This window comes from Sorangium sp. So ce281, from assembly GCF_051527395.1.
GTDB classification, from domain to species: Bacteria; Myxococcota_A; Polyangia; order Polyangiales; family Polyangiaceae; genus Sorangium; species Sorangium cellulosum_B.
Genome location: NZ_CP150322.1, coordinates 4102990 through 4118924, shown reverse-complemented (window position 1 = coordinate 4118924; position 15935 = coordinate 4102990). Strand labels below are relative to the sequence as shown.

Annotated in this window: 12 protein-coding genes; 6 read left to right on the top strand and 6 right to left on the bottom strand. The window is 71.3% G+C overall.

Annotation, left to right across the window (positions count from 1 at the left end):
- Nucleotides 1-86 precede the first annotated feature (86 nt).
- Complete coding sequence (locus tag WMF27_RS15615; RefSeq protein WP_437768086.1) at nt 87-1106, top strand: AraC family transcriptional regulator; 1020 nt, start codon at nt 87-89, stop codon at nt 1104-1106.
- A 123-nt stretch (nt 1107-1229) separates the two neighbouring features.
- Here WMF27_RS15615 and WMF27_RS15610 read toward each other — a convergent pair whose 3' ends face one another.
- The 6 genes from WMF27_RS15610 to WMF27_RS15585 all read right to left on the bottom strand — a co-directional run bounded on the left by WMF27_RS15610 (nt 1230) and on the right by WMF27_RS15585 (nt 7039).
- The gene (locus WMF27_RS15610; protein WP_437768087.1) at nt 1230-1493 is read right to left on the bottom strand and encodes a hypothetical protein; all 264 of its coding nucleotides are present in this window, start codon (nt 1491-1493) and stop codon (nt 1230-1232) included.
- 283 nt (nt 1494-1776) lie between these two features.
- Nucleotides 1777-2952 carry a WD40/YVTN/BNR-like repeat-containing protein gene (locus WMF27_RS15605; RefSeq protein WP_437768088.1) on the bottom strand — a complete coding sequence of 392 codons (1176 nt, stop codon included), beginning with the start codon at nt 2950-2952 and terminating at the stop codon, nt 1777-1779.
- Nucleotides 2953-3231, bottom strand: a complete 279-nt coding sequence (locus WMF27_RS15600) for a MoaD/ThiS family protein (protein WP_437768089.1) — start codon at nt 3229-3231, stop codon at nt 2953-2955.
- Between the two features lie 396 nt (nt 3232-3627).
- Nucleotides 3628-4116, bottom strand: coding sequence for a hypothetical protein (locus tag WMF27_RS15595; RefSeq protein ID WP_437768090.1), 489 nt, complete (start codon nt 4114-4116; stop codon nt 3628-3630).
- Between the two features lie 11 nt (nt 4117-4127).
- Complete coding sequence (locus tag WMF27_RS15590) at nt 4128-5783, bottom strand: DUF2330 domain-containing protein (protein WP_437944532.1); 1656 nt, start codon at nt 5781-5783, stop codon at nt 4128-4130.
- A gap of 806 nt (nt 5784-6589) precedes the next feature.
- Nucleotides 6590-7039, bottom strand: a complete 450-nt coding sequence (locus WMF27_RS15585) for a hypothetical protein (RefSeq protein ID WP_437768092.1) — start codon at nt 7037-7039, stop codon at nt 6590-6592.
- 681 nt (nt 7040-7720) lie between these two features.
- Between WMF27_RS15585 and WMF27_RS15580 the strand changes: the two genes are divergently transcribed.
- From WMF27_RS15580 to WMF27_RS15560, 5 genes are all read left to right on the top strand, one after another.
- Nucleotides 7721-9085, top strand: a complete 1365-nt coding sequence (locus WMF27_RS15580; protein WP_437768093.1) for a hypothetical protein — start codon at nt 7721-7723, stop codon at nt 9083-9085.
- A 48-nt stretch (nt 9086-9133) separates the two neighbouring features.
- Entirely contained in the window at nt 9134-10831 is a 1698-nt protein-coding gene (locus tag WMF27_RS15575) for an amidohydrolase (RefSeq protein WP_437768094.1), read from the top strand.
- A gap of 98 nt (nt 10832-10929) precedes the next feature.
- Nucleotides 10930-11349 (top strand): hypothetical protein, encoded by a 420-nt coding sequence (locus tag WMF27_RS15570; protein WP_437768095.1) that lies wholly within the window; start codon nt 10930-10932, stop codon nt 11347-11349.
- A gap of 255 nt (nt 11350-11604) precedes the next feature.
- The gene (locus tag WMF27_RS15565; RefSeq protein WP_437768096.1) at nt 11605-12939 is read left to right on the top strand and encodes a cytochrome P450; all 1335 of its coding nucleotides are present in this window, start codon (nt 11605-11607) and stop codon (nt 12937-12939) included.
- A 250-nt stretch (nt 12940-13189) separates the two neighbouring features.
- A complete protein-coding gene (locus tag WMF27_RS15560; protein WP_437768097.1) occupies nt 13190-15211 on the top strand; it encodes an alpha-amylase family glycosyl hydrolase in 2022 nt (673 codons plus the stop codon).
- Nucleotides 15212-15935: the final 724 nt, after the last annotated feature.

Below are 15935 nucleotides of genomic sequence, written 5' to 3'. Positions count from 1 at the left end.
CGGGGGCCTCGGAGGGCCCGCGGCGATCGAGCGCGACGGGTTCGGCGCCGGGCCCCCGGGCGGCTGCGCTATCCTCGGCGCACGCCATGTCCGACGGCGATCTCGTGTTCGCATCCATGCCCGCCGGGCTCATCGCCTTCGCCTCGTCGTGCGGAATTCCGCAGGAGGATCTCCTCCGGGCCGCCGGCGTCGCGCCCGAGGTCCTCGCCGCGCCCGACGAGCTCGTGCCGTATGCATCGCTCTTCTCGCTGTGGGAGCTCCTTCTCCAGCGCCTCCCCGGCGAGCCGCTCGGGCTGCGTTATGCGCGCTGCATCCCGGTGTCGGTCGTCGGCATCGTGGGGCACGTCCTTCGCCACAGCGAGACCCTGCGGCACGGCGTCGCCGTCTATGGCCGCTTCTGCCGGCTGATGGACCCGCACCTCCGCGTCACCCTCGAGGAGCACGGCGGGGTCGCCCGCCTCGCGCTCGAGCACGAGCCGCGCGTCGTCGCCATGGCCGAGCCGATCGAGATGATGATCGCGACGCTCGCGCGCTTCATCGCGCTCTACCTCGGCGGCTCGGCGTGGCCGATCGAGGCGCTGTTCCGCCATCCTCGACGGCACCCGCCGTCGCTCTACGAGGAGACGATCGGGGCCCCTGCCCGCTTCGAGGCGGGCGCGACGGGCCTCGTCTACGAGGCGCGTTTGCTCGACGCGCCCCTGGTCGGCGCGGACCCGTCGGTCCGCGACTACCTCGTTCGCCACGCCGAGCAGCTCCTCGCCGCGCGCGCCGCGCCTGCCGGCGCCGCGACGCTCGACGCGCGCGTGCGCGCCCGCATCGACGAGCGGCTCGACCGCGGCGACGTGGACCAGGAGGGGATCGCGCGCGCTCTGGGCATGAGCACACGGTCGCTCCAGCGCGCGCTCAAGGACATCGGCACCTCGTTCACGGCGCAGCTCGACGAGGCCCGGCGGGTGAAGGCGCTCGATCTCGTCCGCCGGCCTGACCTCGCGCTCCAGGAGATCGCGTTCCTGCTCGGCTATGGCGAGCCCCGCCACTTCTACCGCAGCTTCCGTCGCTGGACAGGCACGACACCGGGAGAGTACCGGCGCGCCCGCGCCCGGTAGCTCCGGTATCAGGAATCCCGCCGCAAACACCGGTCGATGACGAGCGGCGTCCGCCGGCAGCCCCGCTCCGGCTGCGGACGCCGTGATGGCAGCAGACCATCCCGTCGTGCGGGTTCACGCTCTTCAATGACCGACGACGGAGAGAGCCATGACCACGCAAGCGAGAATGAGCGCCGAGCAGATGGGCAACACGATCCAGAAACCGAGGTACGGCGTGGAAGGGCGACGGACGCGAACGACACGGATGACAAGGACGTAGAGCGCAGAAGTCAGCGTGAAGGCAAACGCCAGCGGTCTGAGCAGCTTCGTCCCCTCGATCGAAAAGACGTAGAGGGAGAACAGAGTTGGCAGCGCGAGCAAAAGGACGATGAGGATCTTGAGGAGCATGCCGGACGCTCGTCTTGTCGGTCAGGGTTTCAGGTCCACAGCAACAGCCGCTTGGCGCGGGTTCTGCGTCCGGTTTACCTGGGCATGTGACGAGGGCAGGCGCGCTGAACGAGGGCCCCGTCCTTGCCACCCTCGCAGGCGTCTTCGACGTAAAACCATCGTCGTTCGACGAGGCAGTACGCCGTGCGGCGGCGCATGAAGCGTACGAGTCCCCGGGCGGAGACGGCAGCGGTCGCGGAAGCGGGATCTATCTGTAGTCCGCCTTTCCTGACCAACCAACATGTCACGCCATGCGCACCGAATAGATCGGCGGCAGGTTATTGGCGACGGTCGCCCAACCCTCTCCGCCGTCATCGCTCACGTAGAGATTGCCCGTGGTGGTGCCGAATGCCACAGTGCCGTCCTTGTTGGCGAGCGCGTGGCGGTAGATGACGTCGTAGGCTTGCTCTTGGGGCAAACCCCGGCGGAGTTGCTCCCAGGTCTCACCGCCGTCCTTCGTGCGAGCCACGAAGAGCGCGCCGTCGACGGTGATTCGCTGCATGTCCGACTTCCCGGGGACGACCCACGCCGTGCGTCCGTCCCTCGCGTCCGCTGTAATGGGGAAGCCGAAATGCACGCCTTGCTCTGGGCGGCTCACCTTGCGCCAGCTCTTTGCGCCGTCGCTGCTGTAGTAGATCCCAACGTGGTTCTGTTGCCAGACATGGTCGGGATCGCCCTCGCATTGCTCGATGTAATGCGTATCGTGGCCCCACTCGGCGTCTGGTTCGGGCGTGTGATCGAGCCGCATGCCGCTGTTGCGCGGTTGCCATGTCTCTCCACCGTCCGTTGTTTCGATGACGCCCGCCGTGGACACGGCGACGAGCATTCGCTTCGGGTTACGCGGGTCCACCACGATGGAGTGAATGCCCGGGGCGAACTCGCCCCCCTCGGAGGCCGGTGTGCCAAACCATTTCGTCTCGCCTTTGCCCGCGCCTGTGAACAGGTCGCCGCCGCGTGACTCGTGGTTCCAGAGCGGCCGGTTGAGCTCGAAGGAGGCGCCGCCGTCGCGGCTGACGAACAAGCCACCCGGAATGGTGCCCACGTAGACCGCGCCACCCGGGCCGAAGCCGATGATCCAGAGCTTTTGCACCGTGGCCGGGCGCGTGACGATCTTCATGCCGACGCCGAGCTCGCTGCCGGCGTCTTCGTACATGTCCTGGCCGATGTAGCGAGCGCCCTCGGGATATTTGATCTGGGCGGGGTTGTCATTCCAGGTCTCGCCTTCATCCGTCGAGACGGACAGCTTGGCCCCCCAATGGCCGAAGCCGAGCAGCGCCCAGAGTTTGCCCGTGTAGGGATCGCGCGCGACATAGTTGACGCCGCCGCCGGCATGGCCCGCGAGGCGCGGCTTCCACGAGCCGTTCTGTTTTTCGACGACAAAGGTGCCTTTTCGCGTGCCTACCAGGATACGGCTTGCCATTTACCCTCCGCTCAACGCTTGCAGAATGTGGACCTCGTCGTCGGCAGCGACGGCGTCTGTGAGTCCCTTGCGGTCGCGGATCATCTGCTTGCCGACGAAAATGTTGACGTGCGTCCGCAAGCGGCCGCGCTCGTCGCAGATGTAGAAGCCGATGCCGGGCGCGAGCCGCTCCAGGGCCGCTACGACCTCACCCGCTGTCGACGCCTCGACGATCAGGTGTTGACCTTCGAGGTGCGGGAAGAAGGTGTAGAGGTGGCGCGTCAGGTGGACAGACGGCATGGTGGGCTTTCCGTACTCCCGAGGTTACCACGCGTCAATTGGTTTCACAAGGGCGAGCCGGGCCACGTGATGCCCACCTTCTGAGGCATCTCCTGTCCTCGTGTCCTATTGTCCTATCCGGGCGCCTCGTCAATGCGGCTTGCTACCGTCGGCGCGACCTCTCTCTCCCCTCCCGTGCTGGCACCAGGCCGAGCAGCCGGCCGATCGCCTCATGAACGATTCCGGCTGCGTGTTCCCGCAGCTGCTGCGGGGCGAGGGCGGCCCCTTCGATGGGCGGGTAATCTACTCGTATAGCGTCGCTCTTCCAGGACGGCGGCGAAGCGCCGGAGCGGCTGACCGGACGGCCGGCTCTGCCCCAGAGCTGCTGGCCCAGACTGGCGATGTGGATTTCGGGCCCTATGGCCGCCCAGCACAGGCCTCGTCGCCGTCCCATCGGGGGTGCACCAGCCGCTCGGCGGTCGCAACCGTGCCTCGCGCGTCGGTCACCACCCCCCTGATCCGGAGCGGTTGGCCGATGGCACAAGCTGGCTCGCGGAGCACGGCCGGCCATCCGATGAACTCGCACCGGCCGTCCTCGAGCTCCTCGAGCTCGATCCTCCCCCGGCTGGTCGTCGCCGAGGACGGATCGCCGATCACGGTCGTCGTGACCTCGAGCTCTGCGCCCTCGGGCTCCAGGCCGAGCGTCCGGACGCTGGTCCACACGTGCCAGCCGCCCTGCGCGCCGTGGGCGAGCTCGACCTCCTGGCCGTCGGCGAGCGGCTCGAACTGCCACTCGCCGGTGCCGAGCTCGGCGATACCCTGCGCCGGCAGCTCGTCCCCGCCGCCACAGCCAGGGGCGAGCGCGAGGAGCACGGCGAAACCGGCGGCGGAGGGCGAGCAGGCCACGGCACGGGCTCCTACGAGCGCCGGCGGCGGCGCGCGGCCACCAGCAGCCCGAGCAACGCGCCGCTGAGGCCGACGGCGCTGCCAGCATGGCCGCCGGCGTTGCAGCCTCCAGAGGCGGCCGCGACGGCGGGGGGCGGCACATCGACAGGTCGGCCACCCGGCAGCGAATCGGGCAGCTGCGGCACGCGCCGGTCGTAGAAGGACGCGGGGACGGGCTCGTCGGGAAGCACGCAGGTCGTCGCGCGGCTGCCGTCGGCGGCGATCGCGCCTACCGCCACATAGCCGGTCGAACAGCGGCAGGTCGGCGTCATGTTCATGGGCACGCACTCGCCGTTCGCGCCGCAATCGAACGTCGCGCAAGGATCCGCGAGCGGCGGCGCGTCAGGGAGCGCCCGGTCACCCGGGTTGAGGAACGACATGCGGAGGTCCTGGCAGGTCACCGTCGGACGACCCGACGGATCGAACGTGGTGCGCGCGGTCGTACCGGGCACGCACGCGCAGGCGGCGACGGGCTGGGTGCCGCCTACGCCCTCGACGACGCGGCACAGGCCGCCTGCGCCGCACGCCGCGAAGTCGCAAGGCGACGCGGCGCCGGCAGCCTCGGCGCCCGGCGCGACGCACAGGTCGCGGTCATCGACGTAGCGCGGGAGCAGGCGGGTGTTCGACACCACGGGACCGTCGGTGCGCCGGAAGATCGGATCGACAGTCATCTCCTCGGGCGACAGGCGGGTATAGAGCCGGGTGATGGTCGCGTTGCCCTCCAGGAGCGGCAGCAGCGCGTCGCGCGCAGCCACCTGCTGCTCGTCCGAGCTCATCGTGTTGCGGACCTGCTCGGCGATGCCGGCCGTCGGTCCGCTCATCTCCGTGACGAAGCCGCGACCGCCGGCCTCGTCGACGCCGCGCGCGACGAGCGCCGTCCAGTTCGTCTGCACCGGCCACTGGTTCGCGCTCCAGACGATCTGGTTGTCGTCGATCTCGACGTCCGGCCAGTTGGCCGGCCCATAGCGCCGGTCGCCGAGGATCATCACGGTGATGCCCATCTCCGGCTCGGCGGCGATCGCCGTCAGCCGGATCGGGATCGACGGCGACCCCGAGGGTAGCGTGAAGCGGAACGGCTGGATGTCGGTGACCGCCGCGTCCGGCTGGAGCCGGAGCGCGAGGAACTTCATCCCCTCGCTCGTATAGATGCCGATGTACGGCGCCATCGCGTCGTTGACGCGGAAGTTGTTGTCGCGAAGCCAGCCGATGAGCGCCGCCGGATCGGTCGACTCGACCACGGCCACGTCGTACGGCCCGACCTCTTCCCGGATGTGCACCGTGACGTCGCCGTCGTCGGTGCCGTCCGCGGTGGGCCCGCCTCCCGCCGCTTCGGGGAAGGCGGGGTAGCAGCTCGGGTCGTCGGGCCACTGGAACTGCGGGCCCGTCGCTGAATCGAGGGCGGTGAGCGCAAGCTGCGGGAACACAGCGAGGCTCTCCACCGCTGGCACCTCGGCCAGCGGAACCACCCAGGCGAAGTCCGGCGCCGCGCCCGCGTACTGGATCTGCGTCACCATCGTGACGGAGCCATCCTGGTTCGTCGCGAACAAGATCCGCTCCGCGGTCTGGTCCACCGGCTGTCGCCCGCAAAAGAATCCGCCGCACGCCTCAGCGGGTCGTGGCGCAGTCATCAGCGCCGCCGCCGCCATCACCGGAGCCACCCATAGCTTGCGCATGGTCCACGTCCTCCTCGCCCGACCGATCGGGCGGGCGCCCCCAGGCAAACACAGCGCCATGTACAAGAAAAGGCGATTCCTGGGTGCGACCACGCCGAGGGCGACCGATCCAGGGGGACGACCGACCGAGGAAGCGCGGATCGCCGCGCTCACCTCAGGTGACAGAAGGTCCCTTGCGCGAACCGCCTTCCTCCTGGGATACATAACGCTGTATTCACCAGCTGATTCGAGAGGAACGGCCTTGCGTGGACGAGCCGAGCTTGCCCTCGCGGAGCCCGCTTTCGAGAGCGCATCCGCTCGCCCTTCGGGGCCGCCTCCGGAGATAGCATCGGTTCATGGCAAGCGTACTCGCGATCATCAGCGCCGCCGCGCTCGCAGGCCTGGAGAAGCAACACGGGGCGTGCGAGCCAGGGAGCGTCCTGCCCCTCGATCGCTACCTGAGCCGACACCGCGCCCTCGAGCCCCTCGCCGGGGCGGCACGCTCTACCTGGCCACGGTGCGCCAGCCCGGAGAGCGCCTCTGGCTCGTGGCCGCGCTCCGCCTCCTCCGGCGATGAGGTGCGATGCGCTGAGAAACGGGAGCGAGGCGTCGCCCAGCGTGTCGTGAACGGGCTCCTTCGATGCGTGGATAAGTGCGGATCCAGCATCACCATTCCGGTCGCGAGCGGTTCGTTCGGGGGAGGCAGGGAGATGGGTGGGATTCTACTCCCCTTCTCCCCGCCTCCCTGTGAATTTCCCGGAAATGAACCAGCAGGGTCGGGCTCAGTCGAGGAGGGTCCAGGTGGCCTTGGCGGTGCAGCCGTAGGCGTCGAGCGCGCCGGGGTGCGTGAGGGGGACGAGCTTGGTCTGGCCCTTGGCGAGCGGCCCGGTGACCGAGCGCGTGTAGGGCCCAGGATCGCCGTAGTAGTGCGTGACCGTGAAGGTGATCTTCGCCGAGTCCGGAACGCCGAAGAACGACGTGTTCTTGATCGCCGCGTTCGGGTTGAAGATGCTGGGATAGGTGATCGAGCACGAGAGGTTCACGGACTTCGTGACCGGGCCGCCGCCGTCATCGCCGCCAGGACCGATGATCGCCTCGGCGCCCTCACCGACGACCTCGGCGGCGTCGCTCGCTCCCTCATCGGCGCTGTCGCCGTCGAGCGGCTCGGCGATGCAGCCGACGAGCGAGAAGGACGAGATGAGCGAGCAGAGGAGCAGGTTCTTGAGCTTCATGGTGGTGGTTCCTTGGGTCGGGGTTCACGCTCACGAGATCGCGTGTCAGCCGCCTCTGGCGATACCGAATCGCCCGGGTGGCCCTCGTCGCTGTCTCGCGGCGTCGCATCCCGATAGAGCAACCGGCAGGCCAGGTTGTCGGGGCGCTTCGGGCCGCCCCCGGCGCGCCCAGGATCCACGGGGATGACGGCTTCTTTCGTGGTTTTCGCGCTCCACCGCGCGGCGCCGGGGGGGCGCCCGCGCGGCGCGGTGGAGGTCTGAGCCCCCACGCCGACGGCGCGAGCCTCCACCACGTGTCTTCTCAGGTGCTCTCTGGCCCGGGAGGCCGCGGCCCGCGCAGGCTCTGTGCTCGTTCGACGGGTCGGCGCCGCCCGCGCCGCCTACGTCCCGCAGGCCGTGAAGGGAGCGCGGTGCCTTCGGTGCACGAGCCCGAGGAGTCGAGCGCCCGTCCGTCGCGATCCGGCGGCCTCCTTGACGGCGATCGGCGCCCCATGGGATCGTCGGACATGCAGACCGAAGCGCGTTTTTCCGAGGCGCGCAGCGTGCAGCGCGGTCCTCGACGTCCAGGTGGTCCTGCAGCGGGCGGGGCACCTCGGTGAAGCTCAGGGAGCGTTGATGCTGGCACCGGGCGATCATCCCCCCTCTTTCTTCTCGGACCCTCCGAGGGGTCACGCCGCGTGCGTGGGGGTCCTGGTTGGCCCCTGCGTCGCACTCGCCGTCCTCACGGGCAAGCACGTGTCCGTCCCCTGGTTCGTGGTGGAGGCGGGCTTGTTCGTCGCGCTCCTCTGCGTCACCGCCGCGGCCCGCAGCCCTGCGGTGCGCGTCTCTCTTCCCCTCTTCGTCCTTCCGCTCGCGTACCTTTTCTTCCGCGTGACCCGGGATGCGATGACGTGCCCCGACATCCCCCCTTCCTGGCACGTATGGCGAGAGTGGCTGCCGGCCATCGGGAGCGTGTTCGGGCTCACGTCCGCCCTCGTCGGCGCCCTCGGGGTGGTGTTCTTCGCTGCCATGGCGAGCACCATGGTCCACGTGCCGCCGCGCGCTCTCCACGCGGCGAGCGTCGCCGTCCTCGCGCTGACCACGAGCCTCATTGCCGTATCGACCGTTCACGCCGTACGAGAGCCCGATCCGGAGCATCACATCACGTCCCTTCCGAGCATCGGAGTCGTCCCGCCCGTCGAGGGGGAGCCCTCGATGATCGCCGAGGGCCCGTCGGACCCGTCCGGACCGCCCCTCGTGACGCGCATCCACGACGTGACCATCGGTCGACTGGGCGTGCGCCGGTTGTGCCCGAGCCTGTCCGAGAGGTGTTTTCTCGATGTGGAGGAGGCCGGGAGGCCTTTCGACGCTCACCTCGTGACGTGGCTGTCTCAGCGAGGCGTTTACACGATGGTCGACCCCGAGGCGTGCTGGCAGCAGCCGGGTTGGATCAATCCCCGCGATTCTCTCGTCATCCGCCAGGCGTCGCCGCTCGTTCGCGAAGCGTCTCTGTTCGCCAACCACCGCGAGCGGGGCGAGCTGCTCGTGCTCGACGGAGCGATCTACGATGCCCATCGCGGCGGCGAAGCAGGTCCGGTCGTCGTCACGGCGCCGCGGTTCTTCGCGACGCCCGCGCCCATGCGCCTCGTCGCAGACGTGCTCGGCGCCCACCGCCGCGCGATCGCCGTCGCGGCCTGCGGAGCGCTGCTCTCCGCGGCGCTGCTCCGCTACCGCTGGCGTGCCCGCCGCGCCCTCGCGCGCATCGCGGGGGCGAGGGTCGCGGTGCTCGAGGAAAACGGCTGGCTCGACTTCGCGGACGGCTCGCCTCCCGTGCGCGCCGCAGACCGCGGCTTGCCGCCCGGACCGGTCGTGGTCCTCGGACCGACGTCCGGGGGCACGTACCGCGGAGGGGATCTCTGCGGCGCCGAGATCGTCGCCGGAGAGCAGGCCGGGCTGCTCGAGCGAGGGCGCGCGCGGATTGCGCGCATCGACGTCCTCGTCTTCTTCATCGCGGTGCTCGCGCCGCTGCCGCTGCTGACCGTCGCGGTCACGCTGAGCCTCTGGTAGCCCCGTGCCCGCCGTTGCGCGCCCCATGCGGGTGCTAGGGTGGCGCTCATGTCGAACGCGCTCCGAGCGGCGCTCCTGAGCCTCTTCGGCAGCCTCGCCTCCGGCTGTGCCTCGCCGGGCCTGTCCGCCGCGACGTCAACGCCCGAAGCGCCCGCAGATCTCGTGATCACGGCCGGCGTCGTCCGGACCATGGACCCCGGGAACCCGCGCGCCGAGGCGGTCGCCGTGCGCGGCGAGCGGATCGTCTTCGTGGGCAGCGCGGCCGGCGCGAAGGCCTTCGTCGGGCCGGGGACGCGCGTCGAAGAGCTGCCGGGGCGCGCGGTCGTGCCCGGTCTCGTCGACGGGCATGCCCACCTCTACGGGCTCGGGGTCGCGCTGGAGACGCTGAGCGTGCGCAGCGCCAGGAGCGCGGAGGACGCGGCGGCGATCGTGGCCGAGGCGGCGAAGGCCCGCCCGAGGGCCGAGTGGATCACCGGGCGCGGCTGGGACCAGAACCTCTGGCCGGGCGCCGCGTTCCCCACGCACGCCCCGCTCGACGCGGCGGCGCCGGAGCACCCGGTGGCGTTGCGCCGCGTCGACGGGCACGCGCTCTGGGCGAACGCGGCGGCGATGCGCGCGGCCGGGGTCGGCCGAGGCACGCAGGATCCGCCGGGCGGGCGCATCCTGCGCGACGCCGCGGGCGAGCCGACGGGTGTCTTCATCGACAACGCGATGGGCCTCATCGAGGCCAAGGTCCCGGCCGACCCGCCCGCCGTGCGCGAGCGGCGCATCCTGCGCGCGGCCGACGAGGCGCTCTCGTCCGGGCTCACGGGCGTGCACGAGATGGGCATCGACGACGAGACCGTGGCCGTCTACCGCGCGCTCGCCGCCGCCGGGCGGCTGCCGATCCGCGTCACCGCGTACCTCGCGGGCGACGGGAACCTCGAGGGGCTGAAGGCGCGCGCGCCCGACGTGGACCCGACAGGCACCGCGATGTTCGTGCTGCGCGGGGTCAAGCTGTTCGCCGACGGCGCGCTCGGCTCGCGCGGCGCGGCGCTGCTCGCGCCGTACGCGGACGAGCCCTCGACGAGCGGTCTCCTGATGATGGATCGCGAGGCCCTCGCGCGCGCGGCCCGGCTCGTCGCGGACGCGGGCTTCCAGCTCGCGGTGCACGCGATCGGCGACCGCGCCAACCGCGCCGTGCTCGACGCGTTCGAGGCGCTCGGCCCGGGGCGGGCGGCGGCGCTGCGGTTCCGGGTGGAGCACGCGCAGATCCTCTCGCCCGACGATCTGCCGCGCTTCGCGGCGCTCGGGGTGATCGCCTCGATGCAGCCGACCCACGCGACGAGCGACATGCCGTGGGCGCCCGCGCGGCTCGGCGCCCATCGCCTGAAGGGCGCGTATGCCTGGCGGTCGCTCTTGTCGTCGGGCGCGCGCCTCGTGTTCGGCTCGGATTTCCCGGTGGAGGACGCATCACCGCTGCTCGGCCTCTACGCGGCCGTGACCCGGCAGGATCTCTCGGGCCAGCCCCCGGGCGGGTGGATGCCCGAGGAGCGGCTCGACCTCGACGAGGCGGTGCTGGCGTTCACCGCGACGCCCGCGTACGCGGCCTTCGCCGAGGGCCAGCGGGGCCGGATCGCGCCTGGCTACGTGGCCGATCTGACCGTCCTCGGCCGCGATCTCTCGCCCGATCGCTCGCTCGTCGACACGCCGATCGACATGGTGGTCGTGGGCGGCCGCGTGGCGCGCGCGCCGGCGCCGCGGTGAGCGGCGCCCTCGTGCTGCGCGCCGCGCCTCGTCCGGACCGCCATGAGACCTCACGGCCGATGTTTGCAAACGACGAACGACAGGAGGAATGAGCACCTATGCTTGCACGCTACCAGATCGTCCGCGGCCACCGTCGGGAGGACGATCCGCTGCCAGAAGGCAAGCGGTACGACACGCGCAAACACACGCACCACGTCCTGAGGCCCACCCCGGAGATCGTCGAAGAGTTCCTGTCGGACCCCTCGCAAGCTGGCTTCAAGAGGTTTCGCGCCACCTACCTTGCGGTGCTCGATGAGCGGTTTGCGGAGCAACGGGAGCGCTTCGACGCGCTGGCGGAGGAGGCCCGGCAGGGTGACGTCTTCCTGGGTTGCAACTGCCCCACGGCGCGCCAGCCCGACGTCCGGCACTGCCACACGTGGCTGGCGCTGGAGTACTTCGCCCGCAAGTACCCGGACCTGGACGTGATAGTAAGCGGATCCCGCCTGCAGGTGCTCGGCGGGCGTTCGTTTATGGCATGAAAATTGCATAAACACACCGACGGCGGCCCAGGCGGGCTCTTCGGGGGGCGAGTGCGCTAGCGCCGGCCGACCCAGACGGGGTGGTCACGGTGGCCTTGGTCGGGCGGACACCGCGCGGCGCCGCTCCGCCTGGCGCCGTCCGTCGCAACATTGGCGCCCGACGCCGCTGCCGCAGCGGCGCGCCGAGCCCATCCTTGCGCCGATCCCGGCGAGGCGCCGCGCGCCCTCGGGATCGAGCCCCCGCCGAGGTACGCCATGAGCCAGTTGCCCCGAGGCCCGCGCAGCCGACTTCTTACGACCTACAAGTTCCTCACCCGTCCGTTCGAGTTCCTCACGCATTGCGCCGCCACCTACGGCGATGTCTTCAACGTCCCCGTGGTCAGCGGCGACGTCGTGATCGCCGGAGGCCCCAGGACGGTGCAGGACGTGTTGACGGCGCCGCCCGAGACCTTCCTTCCCTTCGCCACCAAGGCGATCGCGCCGCTCGTGGGGGAGCACTCGCTGCTCATGCTCTCGGACGAGCGCCACAGGCGCGAGCGGAAGCTGCTGACGCCGCCGTTCCACGGCGATCGCATGCGCGCCTACGCGGCGGCGATGGCGGACACCGCCGCGCGCCGGCTCACCGAGGCGGCGCGCGCGCCCCGCGCCATCGCCCAGGAGCTCACGCAGGCGATCTCGCTCGACGTCATCATCCGCGCCGTCTTCGGCGTGGAGGAGCCGTCTCGAACGAGCGCGTTCGCTCGGGCCGTCGTCGCCATGACCGACGCGCTGACCCCGGCGCTGACCTTCCTGCCGCCCTTGCAGCGGGAGCTCGGCGGCGTCGGCCCCTACGCGCGCTTCCGCCGGCGCGTCGGCGACCTGGAGGCCCTGTTCCGCGGGCAGATCGAGCGGGCGCGCTCGGCGCCGGGCGACGACATCCTGAGCCTCCTGGTCTCGGCCCGTTACGACGACGGATCGCGCATGAGTGATCAGGCCATCTTCGATGAGCTCCGGACGCTGCTGTTCGCCGGGCACGAGACCACGGCGCTCGCCCTCGCGTGGGCCCTCGATCACGTGCACCGCCACCCCGGCGTCCTCGCGCGCCTCCGCGACGAGATCGACGCCCTCGGCCCGGAGCCCGACCCCGAGCGCCTCGCTGCCCTGCCCTACCTGGACGCCGTGTGCAAGGAGGCGCTGCGCGTCTATCCGATCGTCACCGAGTCCCCGCGCCTCCTGGCGCAGCCGTTCCGCCTCGGCGAGCACGAGCTCCCGCCGGGAACAGGGGTGGCGCCCTGCATCCTCCTCGTGCACCACCACCCGGAGCTCTACCCCGAGCCGTCCCGGTTCAGGCCGGAGCGCTTCCTGGAGCGAAAGTTCTCCCCGTTCGAGTACCTGCCGTTCGGCGGCGGACACCGCCGCTGCATCGGCGCGGCCTTCGCGATGTTCGAGATGAAGATCGTGCTCGGCGTGGCGCTGTCGGCATGGGAGTTCCGCCTGCTCGACGAGCGCCCGCCCCGCCCCGTGCGCCGCAATCTGACGCTGAGCCCGTCAGGCGGCGTCCCGCTCGTCATGCGCGCCCGGGGCCGCAGCCGCCTTTACGCCGCCGCCTGATCCTGGCGCGAGGAGGCGCCGGGGAAGCCCCAGCACGGGAATGCGCCGCCGTGGAGGCCACGACACGGCGGACATGGAGGAGAGCGAGAAGATCACGATATAAACCTCCGTGCTCTCAGCGCTTCGGCGATCGTCAGGGGTGGATGTGGAATAGAGGGGCTTCCCCGCTTGCCGCATCGCCCCCATGCTGAGACGCCTCCTCCGCTCGACCGCCGCCTCCTCTCCCTGCGCATCTCCATCTGGACCGGTCGTGCCGATCGGCGCGGCCACGGGCGCCCACCGGCAGCGCGCCCTGGGCCCATCGCGTCACGCGCGGCCGCTCACCCGGCTCGGATGGGCTGCCGCGCTGCTCCTGGCGGCGCCCTCGTGCGAATCGGTCACCCCCTCGGGTTCGCCGCGCCCCTCCGCAGCGGCGCAAGCCCGGCTGGAGCTGCACGCCGGCGACGCCGACGTCTGGGCCTTCAGCGCGCGCGTCCAGGGCGCCCTCGCCGGGGCGGGCACGCTGGAGGGCTGCGCGATCCGGGTGGGCGGCGACGTGTTCCCCGCTGCGATCGAGCAGCAGCGGTTCTTCGCCGACGTCCCGCTGCTCGAGGGCGAGAACGAGATCGTCGCGCGCTGCCGGGAGGCGAGCGCGGGCGACCTGGAGTCTCCGCCCGTCACCTACCGCGTCCGGCTGGAGGACACGCCGCGCGCCCGCGCCCGCGCGGCGCTGGCCGGCGGCAAGCTCGTCCTCGACGCGACGAGCAGCGAGCCCAGCGAGCGCTCCCGCGCCGAGATCGTCGCCTTCGACTGGCTCCGCGTGCGCGGCGGCGCGGCGCCGGAGCCGCTCGGACAGGGCGCTCGCCTCGAGCTGCCGGCGCCCGACGCCGGCGATCAGGCGCTGGTCGAGCTCAGGGTGCGCGACGCGCGCGGCCGAGGCGACGCCGCGCGCGTCGCGCCGCCGCTCGAGGCCGCCTCCGGCAGGGCCGCACCGGCGTGGCTCGACGACGCCGTCCTCTACGGCGTCGTGCCGCCGTTCTTCGGCGACCCGCCGCTCCGGAGCGTCCGCGCCGCCCTCCCCGCGATCGAGCGGCTCGGCGTCACGGCGATCTGGCTATCTCCCCTCTTCGCCGCGCCCGCGGGCGACTTCGGGTATGCCGTCACCGACTACTTCAGCGTGCGCGCCGACTACGGGACGGAGCAAGATCTCCGCGAGCTCGTGGACGACGCGCACCGGCGCGGCCTGCGCGTGCTGCTCGATCTCGTGCCGAACCACACCTCGGCCGAGCACCCGTATTTCCGGGAAGCCGAGCGGCGCATGCGCCGCGCCCACACCTTCGGCTTCTACGATCGCGACGACGGCGGCGAGCCGACGCATTACTTCGACTGGGAGCACCTGCCGAACCTGAACTACGACAGCGCCGAGGTGGCGCGCTGGATGCTCGAGGCGTCGCTGCACTGGGTGCGCCGGTTCGACATCGATGGCTATCGCGTCGACGCCGCGTGGGGCATCAAGCAGCGGCGGGGCGCGCTCTGGTCCCCCTGGGCCGCCGAGCTCCGGCGCGTGAGCCCGCACGTCGCGCTGATCGCCGAGGCCTCGGCGCGCGATCCGTACTACCTGCAGAACGGGTTCGACGCGGCGTATGACTGGACCGAGGAGCTCGGACACTGGGCCTGGAAGGACGTGTTCGGCGCGCCGCGGGGCATCGCGGCCCGGCTCGGCGCGGCGCTCGCCGCCACCGCGGCGCGCGCCGAGCGCCCCGAGCGCACGCTCAGGTTCCTCAACAACAACGACACCGGCGCGCGCTTCGTCACCCGCCACGGGCCGGGGCTGACGCGCGTCGCCGCGGCGGCGCTGCTGACCCTGCCGGGGATCCCGTGCGTCTACACGTTCGACGAGCTCGGCGCCGAGTACGAGCCGTACGGCGGCCTCGCCCCTGTCTCACGGCCCCCGCGCGGCCAGCTGGCGCAGCATTACGAGCGGCTGATCCGGCTCCGGCGCAGCGTCGCGGCGCTCCGGTCGCCGGGGCACCACACGGTGCACGCCGGGGGGCCGGACGACGAGGTCTTCGCCTATGTCAGGCACGGCGACGACGCGTCCCGCTTCGCGCTCGTGGTCCTGAACTTCAGCGAGCGCTCGGTGAGGAAGCGGCTCACCGTCCCGGAGCCGTTCGCCGCCCACGCGCGAGGCGGCCTGCGCGACGCGCTGAGCGGCGCCGGCGCGCACCTCCGGGCCGGCGCCCTCGCGCTGGACCTCGCGCCCTGGGACGTCCGCGTCCTCGTGCCGCGGTAGGACGAGCCGTGGGCAGCAAGGGATACGACGGCCTCGCCATCGCCCTCGTCACCGCTGATCCGTAGCCGTAGCGGCCAAGCGCTCCTCGCGCCCTCCCGCGCCGGTCCACAAAAAAACAGAGCGCCCATTCGACGGCGGGGGGGAAGCCGTCACGGGCGCTCTGACGTGCTCACTTAGCAGGACACGGGCCAGGGCTTCTCCGTAATCATTTCAAGGATTTACCCGTCAGGAAGTCCCTGAAACGTTCGATCCTGAGATGGTCGCTTGCAGACCTGACGGATGCACTCGCGCCGCGGCCCCAGGGCCGTGGGGAGATCCGCGGCGTGCGGTGCGACGGCGATGACCAGCTCTGCCTCGACGGCCAGCGCCTCGTCCCCGTGGGACAGGGGCCGGGAACCATCGAGTACCGGGCGTTCCCAGATGCGTTTGTCAAGGCAGTCGGGCACTACCCTCCAGAGGGCGGCGCCGGGGACGATGCCGACGGTAGCGTCGGCGGCTCGTTGGCATCCTGACCGAGCGCGACCTGCTCGACGTGTCAGCGCGTCCCCTTGAGACATCTCTGCGGGAAGAGTAACGGTCGAGCGAGCGCCGCTTCAGGCTCTGTCTGACGAGCTGCTGCGCGGAGCTGGCGCTCGAGGGAGGCGCAGGGCTGCACGAGCAACGCCGACTGCGAGCGCGGCTTCGAGCGGATGAAGCGCCTCGAGGCCGGCCAGCGATGATCTCG